At 68.7% G+C, this 15,745-nt stretch carries 11 protein-coding genes and 4 tRNA genes; 10 read left to right on the top strand and 5 right to left on the bottom strand.

Annotated elements, in window-relative coordinates; all coding sequences use genetic code 11:
- The 8 genes from AWZ10_RS14085 to AWZ10_RS14050 all read left to right on the top strand — a co-directional run.
- A partial coding sequence (locus AWZ10_RS14085) for a metallophosphoesterase family protein (RefSeq protein ID WP_060891211.1) occupies positions 1-1,082 on the top strand: 1,082 nt, incomplete at its 5' end.
- Positions 1,083-1,186: 104 nt separating this feature from the next.
- Positions 1,187-1,259: transfer RNA gene (locus AWZ10_RS14080), tRNA-Glu, on the top strand.
- Between the two features lie 37 nt (positions 1,260-1,296).
- Positions 1,297-1,371 (top strand) — tRNA-Asp (locus AWZ10_RS14075).
- Positions 1,372-1,395: 24 nt separating this feature from the next.
- A tRNA-Phe gene (locus AWZ10_RS14070) sits at positions 1,396-1,469 on the top strand.
- Positions 1,470-1,539: 70 nt separating this feature from the next.
- Positions 1,540-3,171, top strand: a complete 1,632-nt coding sequence (locus tag AWZ10_RS14065) for a hypothetical protein (protein ID WP_244172485.1) — start codon at positions 1,540-1,542, stop codon at positions 3,169-3,171.
- Between the two features lie 81 nt (positions 3,172-3,252).
- Positions 3,253-7,230, top strand: coding sequence for an ATP-dependent RNA helicase HrpA (gene hrpA, locus AWZ10_RS14060; protein WP_046705714.1), 3,978 nt, complete (start codon positions 3,253-3,255; stop codon positions 7,228-7,230).
- A gap of 99 nt (positions 7,231-7,329) precedes the next feature.
- Positions 7,330-7,404 (top strand) — tRNA-Asp (locus AWZ10_RS14055).
- Between the two features lie 289 nt (positions 7,405-7,693).
- Positions 7,694-7,885, top strand: a complete 192-nt coding sequence (locus AWZ10_RS14050; RefSeq protein ID WP_046708677.1) for a DUF6274 family protein — start codon at positions 7,694-7,696, stop codon at positions 7,883-7,885.
- A 514-nt stretch (positions 7,886-8,399) separates the two neighbouring features.
- Here the strand turns inward: AWZ10_RS14050 and bldC are convergent.
- Together bldC and AWZ10_RS14040 are read right to left on the bottom strand one after the other, a co-directional pair.
- The gene (gene bldC, locus AWZ10_RS14045; RefSeq protein ID WP_003949541.1) at positions 8,400-8,606 is read right to left on the bottom strand and encodes a developmental transcriptional regulator BldC; all 207 of its coding nucleotides are present in this window, start codon (positions 8,604-8,606) and stop codon (positions 8,400-8,402) included.
- Positions 8,607-9,218: 612 nt separating this feature from the next.
- Positions 9,219-10,061: a DUF8083 family protein gene (locus AWZ10_RS14040; protein WP_060891209.1), complete on the bottom strand. Its 843-nt coding sequence runs from the start codon at positions 10,059-10,061 to the stop codon at positions 9,219-9,221.
- Between the two features lie 223 nt (positions 10,062-10,284).
- Between AWZ10_RS14040 and AWZ10_RS14035 the strand changes: the two genes are divergently transcribed.
- Both AWZ10_RS14035 and AWZ10_RS14030 read left to right on the top strand, forming a co-directional pair.
- Positions 10,285-11,379 (top strand): Leu/Phe/Val dehydrogenase, encoded by a 1,095-nt coding sequence (locus AWZ10_RS14035; protein ID WP_060891208.1) that lies wholly within the window; start codon positions 10,285-10,287, stop codon positions 11,377-11,379.
- Between the two features lie 323 nt (positions 11,380-11,702).
- Positions 11,703-11,957, top strand: coding sequence for a DUF3073 domain-containing protein (locus AWZ10_RS14030; RefSeq protein ID WP_046708674.1), 255 nt, complete (start codon positions 11,703-11,705; stop codon positions 11,955-11,957).
- 195 nt (positions 11,958-12,152) lie between these two features.
- Here the strand turns inward: AWZ10_RS14030 and purM are convergent, their stop codons facing one another.
- From purM to AWZ10_RS14015, 3 genes are all read right to left on the bottom strand, one after another.
- The gene (gene purM / locus AWZ10_RS14025) at positions 12,153-13,223 is read right to left on the bottom strand and encodes a phosphoribosylformylglycinamidine cyclo-ligase (protein ID WP_046708673.1); all 1,071 of its coding nucleotides are present in this window, start codon (positions 13,221-13,223) and stop codon (positions 12,153-12,155) included.
- Positions 13,224-13,290: 67 nt separating this feature from the next.
- Positions 13,291-14,817 carry an amidophosphoribosyltransferase gene (gene purF, locus AWZ10_RS14020; RefSeq protein ID WP_046708672.1) on the bottom strand — a complete coding sequence of 509 codons (1,527 nt, stop codon included), beginning with the start codon at positions 14,815-14,817 and terminating at the stop codon, positions 13,291-13,293.
- Between the two features lie 84 nt (positions 14,818-14,901).
- On the bottom strand, positions 14,902-15,720 hold the full coding sequence (locus AWZ10_RS14015) for an META domain-containing protein (protein WP_060891207.1): 819 nt from the start codon (positions 15,718-15,720) through the stop codon (positions 14,902-14,904).
- Positions 15,721-15,745: the final 25 nt, after the last annotated feature.

Here is a 15,745-nt window from a genome sequence, read left to right as displayed (position 1 = left end):
GCCCCCGCCGCGCCCTGGCGGCCGGCGGCCTCGCCTTCGTGCTCCTGGCCGGCGCCGGCGGAACGGCCGCCGCGACCTGGAACCCGAACTCCGTCCTGGAGCCGAAGTTCTCGGGTCTGCTCTCCTCCGCCCCCTCGATCGTCGGCAACGCACGCAGCATCGTCACCGAATTCGACGTCTACCAGCAGGAGTTGGCCCGCCTGGTGACGAACGTGACCAAGCTGTACGACGTCACGTCCACACTCCCCGCGTACCAGCCGGACCCGACCACCATCCGTGTCCTGCACGTCTCGGACATCCATCTGAACCCCGCGAGCTGGAAGATCATCGCCTCGCTGGTGGAGCAGTACGAGATCAACGTCATCGTCGACTCCGGCGACACCATGGACCACGGCTCCGCCGCCGAGAACGGCTTCCTCGACCCGATCGCCGACCTCGGGGCCCCCTACGTCTGGGTGCGCGGCAACCACGACTCGCGCGCGACGCAGCGCTATCTGGAGGGCATCGACAACGCGCACGTCCTCGACGAGGGGAGGGCGGTGACCGTGGGCGGGCTGCGCTTCGCGGGGATGGGGGACCCGCAGTTCACCCCGGACCGCTCGACCGACAAGTCGGGCCTGCCCTCGGAGGAGGTGGCCGGGCGGCGACTGGCGGACGCCCTGCGCGCCCAGAAGGCGGCGGGCACCCCCGTGGACATCGCGATCGCCCACAACCCGGACGCCGCCCGGGAGACGGACGGCGACGTCCCGCTCGTCCTCGCCGGGCATCTGCACCACCCGGAGATGGAGGTCCTCGACGAGGGCACCCGCCTGCGCATCGAGGGCTCGACCGGCGGCAGTGGTCTGCGCGCCGTGGAGGGCAAGCACCCCGACCCGATCGAGGCCTCGGTCCTGTACCTCGACCGCGACACCCGCCGCCTCCAGGCCTGGGACGAGATCAAGCTCGGCGGCCTGGGCCTGACGACGGCCGAGGTCAGCCGCCATCTGCCGAAGGAGAACCAGCCGGGGGCCGAACCCGGCGTCGAACAGTCCCCGTCGCCCTCGGGAAGCACCTCGACCGAGGAGTCCCCCAGTGGCCCGTAAACCGCCGCGCGGGCGGTCCCGTAAACCGTTTTGGCGATAGCTCCCGCCATCCCATATGCTTCTCACGTCCCCGACGCGCTGAGAAGCGCGCAGGCGGGCCGAGAGCCCTCATCGTCTAGCGGCCTAGGACGCCGCCCTTTCAAGGCGGTAGCACGGGTTCGAATCCCGTTGGGGGTACGCAACACCCTGTGCGAGACTAGTCCCGCACAAGCTTGGTCCTGTGGAGCAGTTTGGAGTGCTCGCCACCCTGTCAAGGTGGAGGCCGCGGGTTCAAATCCCGTCAGGACCGCTGGTGTTTCACGTGAAACATCACGGCTGGGTAGCTCAGTTGGTACGAGCGATCGCCTGAAAAGCGATAGGTCGCCGGTTCGACCCCGGCCCCAGCCACATCACACGAAAACCCCCTCCGGACGTCCGGAGGGGGTTTTCGTCGCTCATGGAAACCTGAGGGGGGTTCTTGAGAGGCATCACCAGGGGACTTGTGACGGCCGGCGCCGTCCTGCTCTCCGTGCTCGCGATACCCGGCACGGCACACGCCGACGCTCCGGTCGTCAAGGAGGCGGGCAGCTCCGGCGACTGGGCGGCCATCGACGTACGTCTCAACCACGGCAGCGCGATCGGCGAGGACGTCACGGAGATCACCGCGACGCTCCGCCCCGTCGGCAGCGCCGAGTCGGACGCCCCCGTGGCCACGGTCACCGATTTCAAGCAGGCCTACTGGGTCAGCAATTGGGAGGGCGTGTGGTCCTCGCCCCCCGTCCACCTGGACACCCTGGGCGACTACACGATCGACGTCGAGGCCACGACCAGCGCGGGTGAGACCACGGTCCGCAAGAACGCCGGCACCCTGCGGTACCGCAAGCAGCCGGTCCTCCAGGACTTCGCCGTCACTCCCACCGCGCCGACCATCGACGACAGGACGGTCACGGTCAGCGGTGACCTGGTCGTGCGCGATCCGAGCACCCGCGCGACCGAGCCCCTGCCGGGCGCCTCCGTGGACCTCAGGATCGGCCAGCGCATCGAGACGACCGCCACCACGGACGAGAAGGGTCACTTCTCCGTCTCCCGCGAGCTGACGGAGGGCGGCTGGGCCTGGGCCACGTACCAGGGCGATCTGGGCTACGCCTCGACCCCCTGGGTCGACATCGCGCCCAAGGCGGCACCGACCCGCCTCGTCCTCGACAAGGCGAGCTTCCACCCCACGGCGGGCGACAGGATCACGGTCTCCGGCACGCTCGAGTACCAGAGCGGCGCGGAGTGGAAGCCGCTGTCCGGCATCCCGCTGGAGATGGACCACAAGAACAGCAGCACCGCCGACCCGATCGAGGCGACCACGGACGCCGACGGGCGCTTCGGCTTCGTGGCGAGTCCGTACCAGAAGACCGTGTACGAGGTGGCCTTCTCTCCGTACCCGCACAACGCCTGGATCCAGCGCACCGCGACCGCCGACATCTCGGTCGCGGTCACCGCGACGACGAAGTTCCGGGAGTTCACGGCCTCGCTGGACGAGTACGCCGAACTCAGCGTCTCCGGCACGCTCGGGATCACCGGGGACGACCACGGCGAGCGGGTGAGCGTCGCCGTCCAGTACTCGCCCGACGGCAAGACCGGTTGGACCACCGAGAAGACCGTGAAGACCGGCTTCGGCGAGCAGTTCCACGTCAGGGTGCCGGGCTACACGGACGGCTACTGGCGGCTGAAGTACGCCGGTTCCACGACGTACGACGTCAAGGGCACCACCAGCGGCGCGTCGCGCGAGAACCGGGTCCTCACCCGGATCAAGGACGCGAACGCCTCGCCCGAGCCGGTCCGCAAGGGCCGCACGGTCACCGTCAAGGGCGTGCTCCAGGAGCGCAGGGCCGACGCGTCCACGTGGAAGGCGTACGGCTCCAAGAAGGTCCAGATCCTCTTCCGGCCCAAGGGCAAGAAGACCTGGTACCTGATGACGACCGTCACCTCGAAGTCGAACGGTTCCTTCAGCAAGGGCTTCACGGCCCAGCAGGACGGCACCTGGGTGCCCGTCTTCGCGAAGCCCGACAGCAAGCACTTCGTCGGCAGCGGCAAAGAGGACTACGTCGACGTGCGGTAACGCGCATCACAGGCATCGGGCGAGGGGCGGACGCAAAAGCGTTCGCCCCTCGTTTCGTCGAGGTGAGATCCTGGGTTCCGTATGTCTACGCCACCTGCCCCCGCCTTCGGCGCCCTCGCCCCCCGCCTGGCCGAGCTGTCCCTGCGCGACGCGCACCGGCTCGGACGCAGGCTCGAAGGCGCGCGCAAGATCCGTAAGCCCGAGGCCCGGGCCGCCGTCCTCGCCGAGATCGAGGCGGAGGTCGCCAAGGGCGAGTCCCGCATGGCCGAGCGCGCCGCGCGCGTGCCGGCCGTCTCGTACCCCGAGCAGCTGCCCGTCAGCCAGCGGAAGGACGACATCGCGGCCGCCATCCGCGATCACCAGGTCGTCATCGTCGCGGGTGAGACCGGCTCCGGGAAGACGACCCAGATCCCCAAGATCTGTATGGAGCTGGGGCGCGGCGTCCGCGGCATGATCGGGCACACGCAGCCCCGTCGTATCGCCGCCCGTACGGTCGCCGAGCGCGTGGCGGAGGAGCTGCGGACCCCTCTCGGTGAGGCCGTGGGCTGGAAGGTCCGCTTCACCGACCAGGTGAACCCGGACGCGACCTTCGTCAAGCTGATGACGGACGGCATCCTGCTCGCCGAGATCCAGACGGACGGCGAGCTGCGCGCCTACGACACGATCATCATCGACGAGGCCCACGAGCGGTCCCTCAACATCGACTTCCTGCTGGGCTACCTGGCCCAGCTGCTGCCCAAACGCCCCGACCTCAAGGTCGTCATCACCTCCGCGACCATCGATCCCGAGCGCTTCTCCCGGCACTTCGGCGACGCCCCGATCGTCGAGGTCAGCGGCCGTACGTATCCGGTGGAGGTGCGCTACCGCCCCCTCCTGGAGGAGGAAGGCGACGACGCCGACCGCGACCAGATCACCGCGATCTGCGACGCGGTCGAGGAGCTTCAGGGGGAGGGCAAGGGCGACATCCTCGTCTTCCTCTCCGGAGAACGGGAGATCCGCGACACCGCCGACGCCCTGATCAAGAAGCAGTACCGCTTCACGGAGGTACTCCCTCTCTACGCCCGGCTCTCGCACGCCGAGCAGCACCGGGTCTTCCAGCCGCACACGGGGCGCAGGATCGTTCTGGCCACGAACGTCGCCGAGACCTCCCTCACGGTCCCCGGCATCAAGTACGTCATCGACCCGGGCTTCGCCCGCATCAGCCGCTACAGCCACCGCACCAAGGTCCAGCGGCTCCCGATCGAGGCGATCTCCCAGGCCAGCGCCAACCAGCGCAAGGGCCGCTGCGGCCGTACGTCCGACGGTGTCTGCATCCGCCTGTACAGCGAGGACGACTTCGAGGCGCGTCCCGAGTTCACGGACGCCGAGATCCTCCGTACGAACCTCGCCTCCGTCATCCTCCAGATGACCGCGGCCGGCCTCGGTGACATCGAGAAGTTCCCCTTCATCGACCCGCCGGACCACCGCAACATCCGCGACGGCGTCCAGCTCCTCCAGGAGCTCGGCGCGCTCGACCCTGCGCAGAAGGACGTGCGCAAGCGGCTGACCCCGATGGGCCGCAAGCTCTCCCAGCTGCCCGTCGACCCGCGGCTGGCCCGCATGGTCGTCGAGGCCGACAAGAACGGCTGTGCCCGCGAGGTCATGGTGATCGCCGCCGCGCTCTCCATCCAGGACCCGCGCGAGCGCCCCGCCGACAAGCAGGCCCAGGCGGACCAGCAGCACGCCCGCTTCAAGGACGAGACGAGCGACTTCCTCGCCTACCTCAACCTGTGGCGGTACGTCCGCGAGCAGCAGAAGGAACGCGGCTCGTCGTCCTTCCGCCGGATGTGCAAGCAGGAGTACCTGAACTTCCTGCGGATCCGCGAATGGCAGGACATCTACAGCCAGCTGCGCACGGTCGCCAAGCAGATGGACATCCATCCGAGCGAGGACGACGCCCCCGAGCAGCACATCCATCTCTCCCTCCTCGCCGGACTGCTCTCCCACATCGGCATGAAGGACGTGAAGGAGGCCGGAGGGGAGACCGGGAGAAGCACGGGGAAGAACGAGTACCTGGGCGCCCGCAGCGCCAAGTTCGCGATCTTCCCGGGCTCGGCCCTCTTCAAGAAGCCCCCGCGCTTCGTGATGTCGGCGGAACTGGTGGAGACGAGCCGCCTCTGGGCCCGCGTCAACGCCCGGATCGAGCCGGAGTGGGTCGAGCCGCTCGCCGAGCACCTCCTGAAGCGGACGTACAGCGAGCCGCACTGGGAGAAGGACCAGGCGGCCGTGATGGCGTACGAGAAGGTCACGCTGTACGGCGTACCGATCGTCGCCCAGCGGAAGATCAACTACGGCCGGATCGACGCGGAGGCCAGCCGCGAGCTGTTCATCCGCAACGCGCTCGTCGAGGGCGACTGGCGTACGCACCACAAGTTCTTCGCCGACAACCGCAGGCTCCTCAGCGAGGTCGAGGAGCTGGAGCACCGGGCGCGGCGCCGGGACATCGTGGTCGACGACGACACCCTCTTCGACTTCTACGACACGCGGGTCCCCGAGCATGTCGTCTCCGGCGCCCACTTCGACTCCTGGTGGAAGCACAAGCGCCATGAGCAGCCCGACTTCCTGGACTTCGAGCGGGAGATGCTCATCCGGGAGTCGGCGGAGGCGGTCACGAAGGCCGACTACCCGGACTCCTGGCGCCAGGGGCAGCTCAAGTTCCGTGTCACGTACCAGTTCGAGCCGGGCGCCGACGCGGACGGCGTGACGGTCCACGTCCCTCTCCATGTCCTCAACCAGGTCACGGACGAGGGCTTCGACTGGCAGATCCCGGGTCTGCGGGAGGAGGTCGTGACGGAGCTGATCCGTTCCCTCCCGAAGCCGATCCGCAGGAACTACGTGCCGGCGCCGAACTTCGCGCAGCGCTTCCTGGACCGGGCGGTCCCCCTGCAGGAGCCGCTGCCGGTGACGATGGCCCGCGAGCTGAAGCGCATGGTGGGCGTTCCGGTGACGCCCGAGGACTTCGACTGGTCCCGGGTCCCCGACCACCTGAAGATCACCTTCCGGATCGTCGACGAGCGGCGCCGGAAGCTGGCCGAGGACAAGGACCTGGAGTCGCTGCGGCTGCGGTTGAAGCCGAAGGCGCGTCAGGCCCTCTCGCAGGCGGCCGCGGCCACCGCCGAGCGCGAGGGCGGCGAGTCCCTGGAGCGCAAGGGCCTTGACGACTGGACGATCGGCTCGCTCACCCGCGTCTTCGAGACCCGCCGGGCCGGGCAGCCGGTGAAGGCGTATCCGGCGCTCGTGGACGACGGACCGACGGCGAACACCGTCTCCGTACGCCTCTTCGACACCGAGGCGGAGCAGACCGAGGCGATGTGGAAGGGCACCCGGAGGCTCATCCTCCGCAACATCCCGGTCAACCCCGCGAAGTTCGCTTCCGAAAAGCTGACGAACGCGCAGAAGCTGGCGCTGTCCGCGAATCCGCACGGTTCGATCCAGGCGCTGTTCGACGACTGCGCGATGGCGGCGGCCGACAGGCTGATCGCCGAATTCGGCGGACCGGCGTGGGACGAGTCGTCGTACCGCAAGCTGTACGACAAGGTGCGCGCCGAGATCGTCGACACGACGGTCCGTACGGTCGGCCAGGTGCAGCAGGTGCTGGCCGCCTGGCAGGCCTGTGAACGCCGCCTGAAGTCCACCCGCAGCCCGGCCCTCCTCGCCAACCTCGCGGACGTACGGGGACAGCTGGACTCCCTCGTGAAGCCCGGGTTCGTCACGGAGGCGGGGCTGCGCCGGCTGCCGGACCTGATGCGCTATCTGGTGGCGGCGGACCGCCGGCTGCAGCAGATGCCGACCGGCGTCCAGCGGGACACGGCCCGCATGGAGAAGGTCCACGAGATGCGTGACGAGTACGCCTGGCTGCTGGAGCAGCTGCCCCAGGGCCGGCCCGTCCCCTCGTCCGTCCTGGAGATCCGCTGGATGATCGAGGAGCTGCGCGTCAGCTACTTCGCGCACGCCCTCGGTACGGCCTACCCCGTCTCCGACAAACGGATCGTGAAGGCGATCGACGCCGCCGTTCCGTAACGGGCCGCGCACTCCGGGTGAGTTCGACCGTGGGGTCCCGCTCCTGTACAGTCTCTTCTCGCAGGCCAGCGCGGCAACAAGGCGCGGACTGCGAAACCTGGTCCTGTGGAGCAGTTTGGAGTGCTCGCCACCCTGTCAAGGTGGAGGCCGCGGGTTCAAATCCCGTCAGGACCGCACGATGGCGAGAGGCCCGTATCCGGTGAGGATGCGGGCCTCTTGTCGTATGCGGCGGCTCATCTCACCCCCGCCGCCCCCAGGGGCTGCCGGCCCTTCGACCCCACCCACGCCCAAGAGCTCGGGGGCTGGGGGCTGTTGGCGCACACGGGGCGGGTGTGGCTGGTCGCGCAGCTCCCCGCGCCCCTGAGGGGCCGCCTGCGGCGGCCCCATCCGCACGGTGGGGGTTGACGGCGTCACATTCCGCCGGTACCTCAGATTCAGGGCCCAGAGACCCCGGAGGTGGCGTATGGCGGTGTCCGCTCGGCACGAGACCCGCGCCTTGCTCCGCGCCCACCTGTCGGCCGCCTCCTCGTACCGCCACCTCACCCGCCACTGCCCGATCTGCCACCGCCTGCTGCGGCTGGTGACGGAGCACGGGGCGGGCGGCGAGGACGACGTGGAGGGGCCCGCGGAGGACGAGACTCCCTCCAAGGCGTGAGACGCGCCCCGCAGGGAACACACTCGGCTAGGGGCTCGCCCCGCCCAACTCCCGGCCTCATTACCGCAGATGCCGCCGAGGCGACAAGCACCCCGGCATGTGACGGGTGTCACGGTATGAGTTTTCAGAACGTCGCCTCTTACAGGCCCTATACAACTGGTCAATTTAATATGTGCAATTGCACCAGTCCCTGAGGTCCTGCACAGGAGATCCGACAGCCCTCCCCAGAGTCCGACAAGCCCGCGCACAACCCTTCGCATCCGGACCCGGAACCCCCGGTCCGGAGCACAAAAAAAGATCGCGCTGGACCCGGCGGAGTCCAGCGCGATCTACGACGCACCCTTGTTGCTTGCCTGACGATGTCCAGGGGGCCTGGGGCCTCCCGGAAAGTTCTGTGTGGCTCGGGCGTGGGATCTGTTGGGGCAGAACCCGCGTCGTTCGGAGCTGCTTGAGCGGTGCTTTCAGGCTCCCGGCCGATTGGGGGACCAGCCGAAATGCCTTGTCATACGAGGGTTCAGGCCTCGCTGCGCTGCTGCGGAATGCCCGCGAGCAGTGCGCGGACCTCAGCCTCGCGGTAACGGCGGTGTCCGCCGAGCGTACGGATGGACGTGAGCTTGCCGGCCTTCGCCCACCGCGTGACCGTCTTGGGGTCGACACGGAACATGGTGGCGACCTCAGCCGGGGTCAGCAGCGGCTCGGCATCAGGGGTGCGAGCGGTCATGAGCGGCCTCCTCGGGAGAACCGAACCTTCTCGGTTCTTTCCTCTAAATTCTGCACCTTGACCCGCGTTGCCCGAAATGGCGGACGCGAGTCGAGTCGGTTATAGGACGAACGGCTTGTCCTCGGCACTACAACTACACCATCCGTCCAGCCACGTCGGCCAAACCGATGGAATTGCCCTCCCAGGTGTTCATCAGCGACGGATGCCGATGGACCATGCCATAGCGGACAGTCACGCCGCTGTGACGATCAGTCACAGCGGCGTGCAGGAGTCACAGGACCCCCCATTAGCGTGCAATGCTGAGATTCCACCCATACGCGGGCAGAAGGAGCCTCCCCCGGGCTCCTTGTCCTATTTTGACACGAGGAGGTGCGTAAGAGGCAAGGCCCGCGTAAGTGCAATCCGTCACGCTTGGCGGCTTCTTGACGCAAAAGCCCGGATCGGGACCTACGTCCCCCCGTGACGCCCCGCATGGAACTGCGTTGCGTCAAGCTTGGGTCAAGGGTGGACAGTTCACCATGGTTCGGCCCACATGGAAAGCCTTTTCCCACTGGCCCCACAAGTCACAGATACGGCTGAGAGGTTGAGTCGGTTCAACCGGTTCGGCCCGGTTCAGTTCGCCGAGCGCCGGTCCCGCACCGCCCGCCAGCGCTCGACCAGCCGCCCGTACGCCTCCCCGGCGGCGAGACCGTCCCCGTCACGGAGGGCCTCGATGCCCTCGGCGGCGTCGGCGGCGGAGTGGTCGCCGTCCAGCTCGGCGGCGGGCAGGACGTCGACGAGGCCGCCGTAGTCCAGCTCGACGAGCGAGCGCGGGTGGAACTCCTCCAGCCAGCGGCCCACGTCGATCAGGCCGTCGATGAGCGGTCCCTCGTCGATGGTGTCGCGCAGGGTCCGCAGCCCGCGCGCCACGCGCCGCCGGGCCTGCACCATGGGAGTGCGATAGCGAAGCACCGGCGAGCTCTCGCCCGAACCCTTCTCATAGGTGCGCTCATCGTCCGAGACGAGGACGAACCAGTTCAGCGGCACCTGCCAGGTCGCCGTACGGATCCACGGGCGGGCGTCGGGGTTGCCGGCCATCCACCGCTCGTAGTCCTGGCTCGCCTGGTGCCGCACCAGGGGCGGCAGCACCGCGTCCAGGACCGGGGCCGGCAGTTCCTCTGCCAGGTCGCCGAGCGCCTGCCAGCCGCGCAGCCGGGTCCGCCAGGGGCAGACGCAGACCACCCCGTCGACGTCCAGCACGAAGGCGTCGCCGCTCTCGTGCACCGGCACCGGGACGGGCGGGGTCGGCAGCAGGTCGGCCAGCGAGCGGCGCAGCTCGTCCTGGTACGAGGGGCGGTCGGTGCGCCTGGCGTAGCGGGTCCAGTGGCCGCGCTCCGGCTCGGCGAAGGCCGCCAACGGCTCGTACACGCGGAGGTAGGACGCGTACGGGACGATCACCGAGGACACCTTGGGCACGCCTGCTCCCTCCCCCGGCTGCCACCGGGGAAACCTGCCGAACCCGCACACGGGCGGGCCGGAAAACTGTGCGGATCGCACCACGTCCGTACTCCGGGAGTGGGGTGATCCTGAGGCTGCGCCGCTGTCGGGCGGACGCAGGCTCTAATCTCATGCTCACAGCCCCCGCCACCCATACGGGAGCCTGTCAGCAACCGCCGCTTCTTACCCAGGAGTCACCACAGTGACCGATGTATCTGACGGCGTCCTGCACACCCTGTTCCAGTCGGACCAGGGCGGTCACGAGCAAGTCGTGCTCTGCCAGGACCGGGCCAGCGGCCTCAAGGCCGTCATCGCCATCCATTCCACCGCGCTGGGCCCCGCTCTCGGCGGCACGCGCTTCTACCCGTACGCGACCGAGGCGGAGGCCGTCTCCGACGCGCTGAACCTCGCGCGCGGGATGTCGTACAAGAACGCCATGGCCGGTCTCGACCACGGCGGCGGCAAGGCCGTGATCATCGGCGATCCCGACCGGATCAAGAGCGCGGAGCTGCTGCTCGCCTACGGACGGTTCGTGGCCTCGCTGGGCGGCCGGTACGTCACCGCGTGCGACGTCGGCACGTACGTCGCCGACATGGACGTCGTGGCGCGCGAGTGCCGCTGGACGACGGGCCGCTCCCCGGAGAACGGCGGCGCGGGCGACTCGTCCGTCCTGACCGCCTTCGGCGTCTACCAGGGCATGCGGGCCTCCGCCGAGCACGTGTGGGGCGATCCGTCGCTGCGGGGCCGCAGAGTCGGCATCGCGGGCGTCGGCAAGGTCGGCCACCACCTCGTGACGCATCTGCTCGCGGAGGGCGCCGAGATCGTGATCACGGATGTGCGCGACGACGCCGTACGGCGGATCCTCGACCGGCACCCGGAAGGCGTCAGCGCCGTCCCGCACACGGACGCGCTCATCCGGACCGAGGGGCTCGACATCTACGCGCCCTGCGCACTCGGCGGGGCTCTGGACGACCACTCCGTGCCCGTGCTCACCGCCGGGGTGGTGTGCGGCGCGGCCAACAACCAGCTCGCGCACCCCGGTGTGGAGAAGGACCTCGCCGACCGCGGGATCCTCTACGCGCCGGACTACGTGGTGAACGCCGGCGGGGTGATCCAGGTCGCCGACGAGCTCCACGGATTCGACTTCGAGCGGTGCAGGGCGAAGGCCGCGAAGATCTACGACACCACGCTGGCGATCTTCGCACGTGCGAAGACGGATGGCATTCCGCCGGCCGCCGCGGCCGACCGGATCGCCGAGCAGCGGATGCACGAGGCGGTTGCGGCACGCGGTCGCTGAGTCTCGGCGGAGGCGCCGTACGGCCTTCACGTGGTGTGCGTACGGCGTCGGCCGGTACCCGTCGGCGGCTTTAGAGAGAACTCTCACTTCCGTCGGCGGGTCGCTCGCCCAGAAACGGTTAAAATCACCGTTGACCAGCGGGGAAAGGGCTCCTCGCAGGTTCTGGGCACGGGCACGTCCTGCGGGCGACGTACCGTATGGGCGTGGGCTCAGGTACCGTGGAAGCCCTACGAACCGGTCTCTCCACGGAGAGTCCGTTCTAGATCATGAACGCGTGTCAAGACTCTGGGGCCACCGAGCCCCGTATCCGAGGGGGTCGAGCCATGGGGCGCGGCCGGGCAAAGGCCAAGCAGACGAAGGTCGCCCGCCAGCTGAAGTACAGCAGCGGCGGTACTGATCTTTCGCGTCTGGCCAATGAGCTGGGCGCTTCGACTTCGAGCCAGCCGCCGAATGGCGAGCCGTTCGAGGATGACGAAGACGACGACGACCCGTACTCCCAGTACGCGGATCTCTACAACGACGACGATGAGGACGAGGGCGAGGAGTCCGGTCCTGCGTCGCATCGTCGCGGGGCTTGACTCCGTACCGCTGCGCTTGCCCGGTCCTGGTGGGTTTCCACCGCCGGACCGGGCTTCGTGCTGCCTCGCTCCGATTACGGGCACCCAGTGGGCTGAGGCCCGCTGTATGGGGGCGCGTGCGGGTGCGTCGTGGCTGGTCGCGCAGTTCCCCGTGCCCCCTGGGCGGCCTCGCCGTCCAAGGGGCGTTCCGGTGTTCTAGTCGCGCGCGTAGTCGCCCACCAGTTCCGCGCCTGTCGTGTGGTCGGCACGATCCGTGATCTCGCCCGCCACCCAGGCATCGACGCCGCGGTCGGCCAGGGTCGTCAGGGCTACGTCCGCGGACTCCTGGGGGACGATGGCGATCATGCCCACGCCCATGTTCAGGGTCTTCTCCAGCTCCAGACGCTCGACCTGGCCCGTCCTGCCGACCAGGTCGAAGATCGGGGCCGGGGTCCAGGTGGAGCGGTCCACCGTGGCGTGCAGGGTGTCGGGGATCACGCGGGCCAGGTTGGCCGCGAGACCGCCGCCCGTGACATGGCTGAAGGCGTGGACCTCGGTGGTGCGGGTGAGGGCCAGACAGTCCAGCGAGTAGATCTTGGTGGGCTCCAGGAGCTCCGCGCCGAGGGTGCGGCCGAGTTCGGCGATCTCGGCGTCCAGGGAGAGACCGGCCTGGTTCAGGAGGACGTGGCGGACCAGCGAGTACCCGTTCGAGTGAAGGCCGGAGGCCGCCATGGCGATGACCGCGTCACCCGTACGGATACGATCCGGGCCGAGCAGGTGCTCCGCCTCGACGACGCCCGTGCCGGCTCCGGCGACGTCGAAGTCGTCCGGGCCGAGGAGGCCCGGGTGCTCGGCGGTCTCGCCGCCGACGAGGGCGCAGCCGGCCAGGACACAGCCCTCGGCGATGCCCTTGACGATGGCGGCGACCCGCTCGGGGTGGACCTTGCCGACGCAGATGTAGTCGGTCATGAACAGCGGTTCGGCGCCGCAGACCACGATGTCGTCCATCACCATCGCGACCAGGTCGTGGCCGATGGTGTCGTACACGCCGAGCTGCCGGGCGATGTCGACCTTCGTGCCGACGCCGTCCGTGGCGGAGGCGAGCAGCGGGCGTTCGTAGCGCTTGAGGGCGGAGGCGTCGAAGAGGCCGGCGAAGCCGCCGAGGCCACCGAGGACCTCGGGGCGCTGCGTCTTCTTCACCCACTCCTTCATGAGTTCTACGGCGCGGTCGCCCGCCTCGATGTCGACGCCCGCGGCTGCGTAGCTGGCACCAGTTGTCTCAGACATGACGGTGAGAACTTTCGTGTCGTACTGCGGCAGGTAAGCAGGTGTTACCGGCTGTCTACGGGCAGGCTTACGGGCGACGGATCGCGTCGGCCGCGGCTGTGGCGGCGGGGCCTGCCGCCAGCTCGGTCTCCAGGAGCTGCTTACCGAGCAGCTCGGGGTCCGGCAGCTCCATCGGGTACTCGCCGTCGAAGCAGGCACGGCAGAGGTTCGGCTTGGCGATGGTGGTCGCCTCGATCATGCCGTCGAGGGAGATGTATGCCAGGGAGTCGGCGCCCAGGGAGGTGCCGATCTCGTCGATCGTCATGCCGTTGGCGATGAGTTCGGCGCGGGTGGCGAAGTCGATGCCGAAGAAGCAGGGCCACTTCACGGGCGGCGAGGAGATCCGGATGTGGACCTCTGCCGCGCCCGCCTCGCGGAGCATCCGGACCAGCGCGCGCTGGGTGTTGCCGCGGACGATCGAGTCGTCGACGACCACCAGGCGCTTGCCCTTGATGACTTCCTTCAGCGGATTCAGCTTCAGACGGATGCCGAGCTGGCGGATCGTCTGGGAGGGCTGGATGAACGTACGTCCGACGTACGCGTTCTTCACCAGACCCGCACCGAACGGGATGCCCGAGGCCTCCGCGTAGCCGATGGCAGCCGGGGTGCCGGACTCCGGGGTCGCTATGACCAGATCGGCGTCGACGGGGGCTTCCTTGGCGAGCTTGCGGCCCATCTCCACGCGGGAGAGGTACACGTTCCGGCCGGCGATGTCGGTGTCCGGGCGGGCCAGGTAGACGTACTCGAAGACGCAGCCCTTGGGCTTCGCGTCCGCGAATCGGGAGCTGCGCAGACCGTTCTCGTCGATGGCGATGAACTCGCCCGGCTCGATCTCGCGGACGTAGGAGGCGCCGCAGATGTCGAGGGCGGCGGACTCGGAGGCCACCACCCAGCCGCGCTCCAGGCGGCCGAGGACCAGCGGGCGGACGCCCTGCGGGTCACGCGCGGCGTACAGGGTGTGTTCGTTCATGAAGACGAGGGAGAAGGCACCGCGCACCTGCGGGAGGACCGTGTGGGCGGCCTCCTCGATGGTCAGCGGTTTGCCGTCCTCGTCGACCTGGGCCGCCAGGAGCGCGGTGAGCAGGTCGGTGTCGTTGGTGGCCGCCACACGCGGCGTACGGCCCTCCTGCTTGGGCAGGTCGGCGACCATCTCGGCGAGCTGGGCGGTATTGACCAGGTTGCCGTTGTGGCCGAGCGCGATGGAGCCGTGCGCGGTGGCACGGAAGGTCGGCTGGGCGTTCTCCCACACGGAGGCACCGGTGGTCGAGTAGCGGGCGTGACCGACCGCGATGTGACCCTGGAGCGAACCGAGCGAGGTCTCGTCGAAGACCTGGGAAACGAGGCCCATGTCCTTGAAGACGAGGATCTGGGAGCCGTTGCTGACCGCGATACCCGCGGATTCCTGGCCCCGATGCTGGAGGGCGTAGAGCCCGAAGTAAGTGAGCTTCGCGACCTCTTCACCCGGGGCCCAGACACCGAAGACGCCACACGCGTCCTGGGGGCCTTTCTCACCGGGGAGAAGGTCGTGGTTGAGTCGTCCGTCACCACGTGGCACGCCACCGAGTGTAGGCGAGATCGCGCACCGGTCCGAATCCGCTGATCTCGCCCGCCCCGGTTCCCGACTGCTGCCCCGCACCCGTCACTTGTCGGCGACGGCACCGATACCCTCGTAGTTTTCGCTGGTCAGCGTGATGGTGAAGTGATCGATTCGGTACTCCACCGTGCCATTGAAAATCTTCAGAAAGCTCCGCTCGGCGTCCATGAGTGAGTCGGAGCACATCTTGCGGGTGGTCCGCGGTTGGCCGAGGGTGATCCTGTTCTCACTCACGGTGGCCTTCGCGGAGATGTCGTTGCAGCCGCCGCTTCCGCGCAGCGTGCCCGTCTTCTTGTCGAGGGTGAACCAGGCCTTGCCCCGAGCGGCCTCGGGAAGCGAGTTGGATACGCGGTGGGCCAAGAGGGAATCGATCCGCCACTTCGTGCCGTACAGCGGGGTGAGCTTCTCCTCGGTCAGCTCGACGGTGTCGCCGTCGGCGGTGGTGAGGGTGAGCTTGCCGTCGTCGGTCGCCCCGGCCGTGAACGTCTCGGTGTCGAGGGCGCGGGCGAAGCTCTTCTCGAACTTCATCAGGACGTCGTCGCAGGCCATCTCGGTGGACCGGGCAGCCTCGAAGTCGATGCCGTCCTCCTTGAACGCGGCGGTCGAGCCGAAGGTGTTGCAGCCGTAGTTGCCGTTGACCTCGCCGTCGTCGGCGATCTTCAGATAGGCGCTGTCGGGGGCCTGCTCGGTCTTCCCGCCCACGGTGAGGCTGTCGACCTTCCAGCGGACGCCGGTGACCGAGGCCTTCGTGGTGTTCGAGCCGACGTTGCCGCTGCCGGAGTCGCCGGCCGACTCGGAACCACAGGCCGCGAGCAGCGGAAGCGGAAGCAGGGCCAGGGCGGTGAGGGTGAGTCGCTTGTCCATGGCGGTGGGACGGGTGAGGTGAGTG

The sequence above is a fragment of the Streptomyces europaeiscabiei genome (genome assembly GCF_001550375.1).
GTDB lineage: Bacteria > Actinomycetota > Actinomycetes > Streptomycetales > Streptomycetaceae > Streptomyces > Streptomyces europaeiscabiei.
This window is presented reverse-complemented; position numbering and strand designations above follow the sequence as displayed.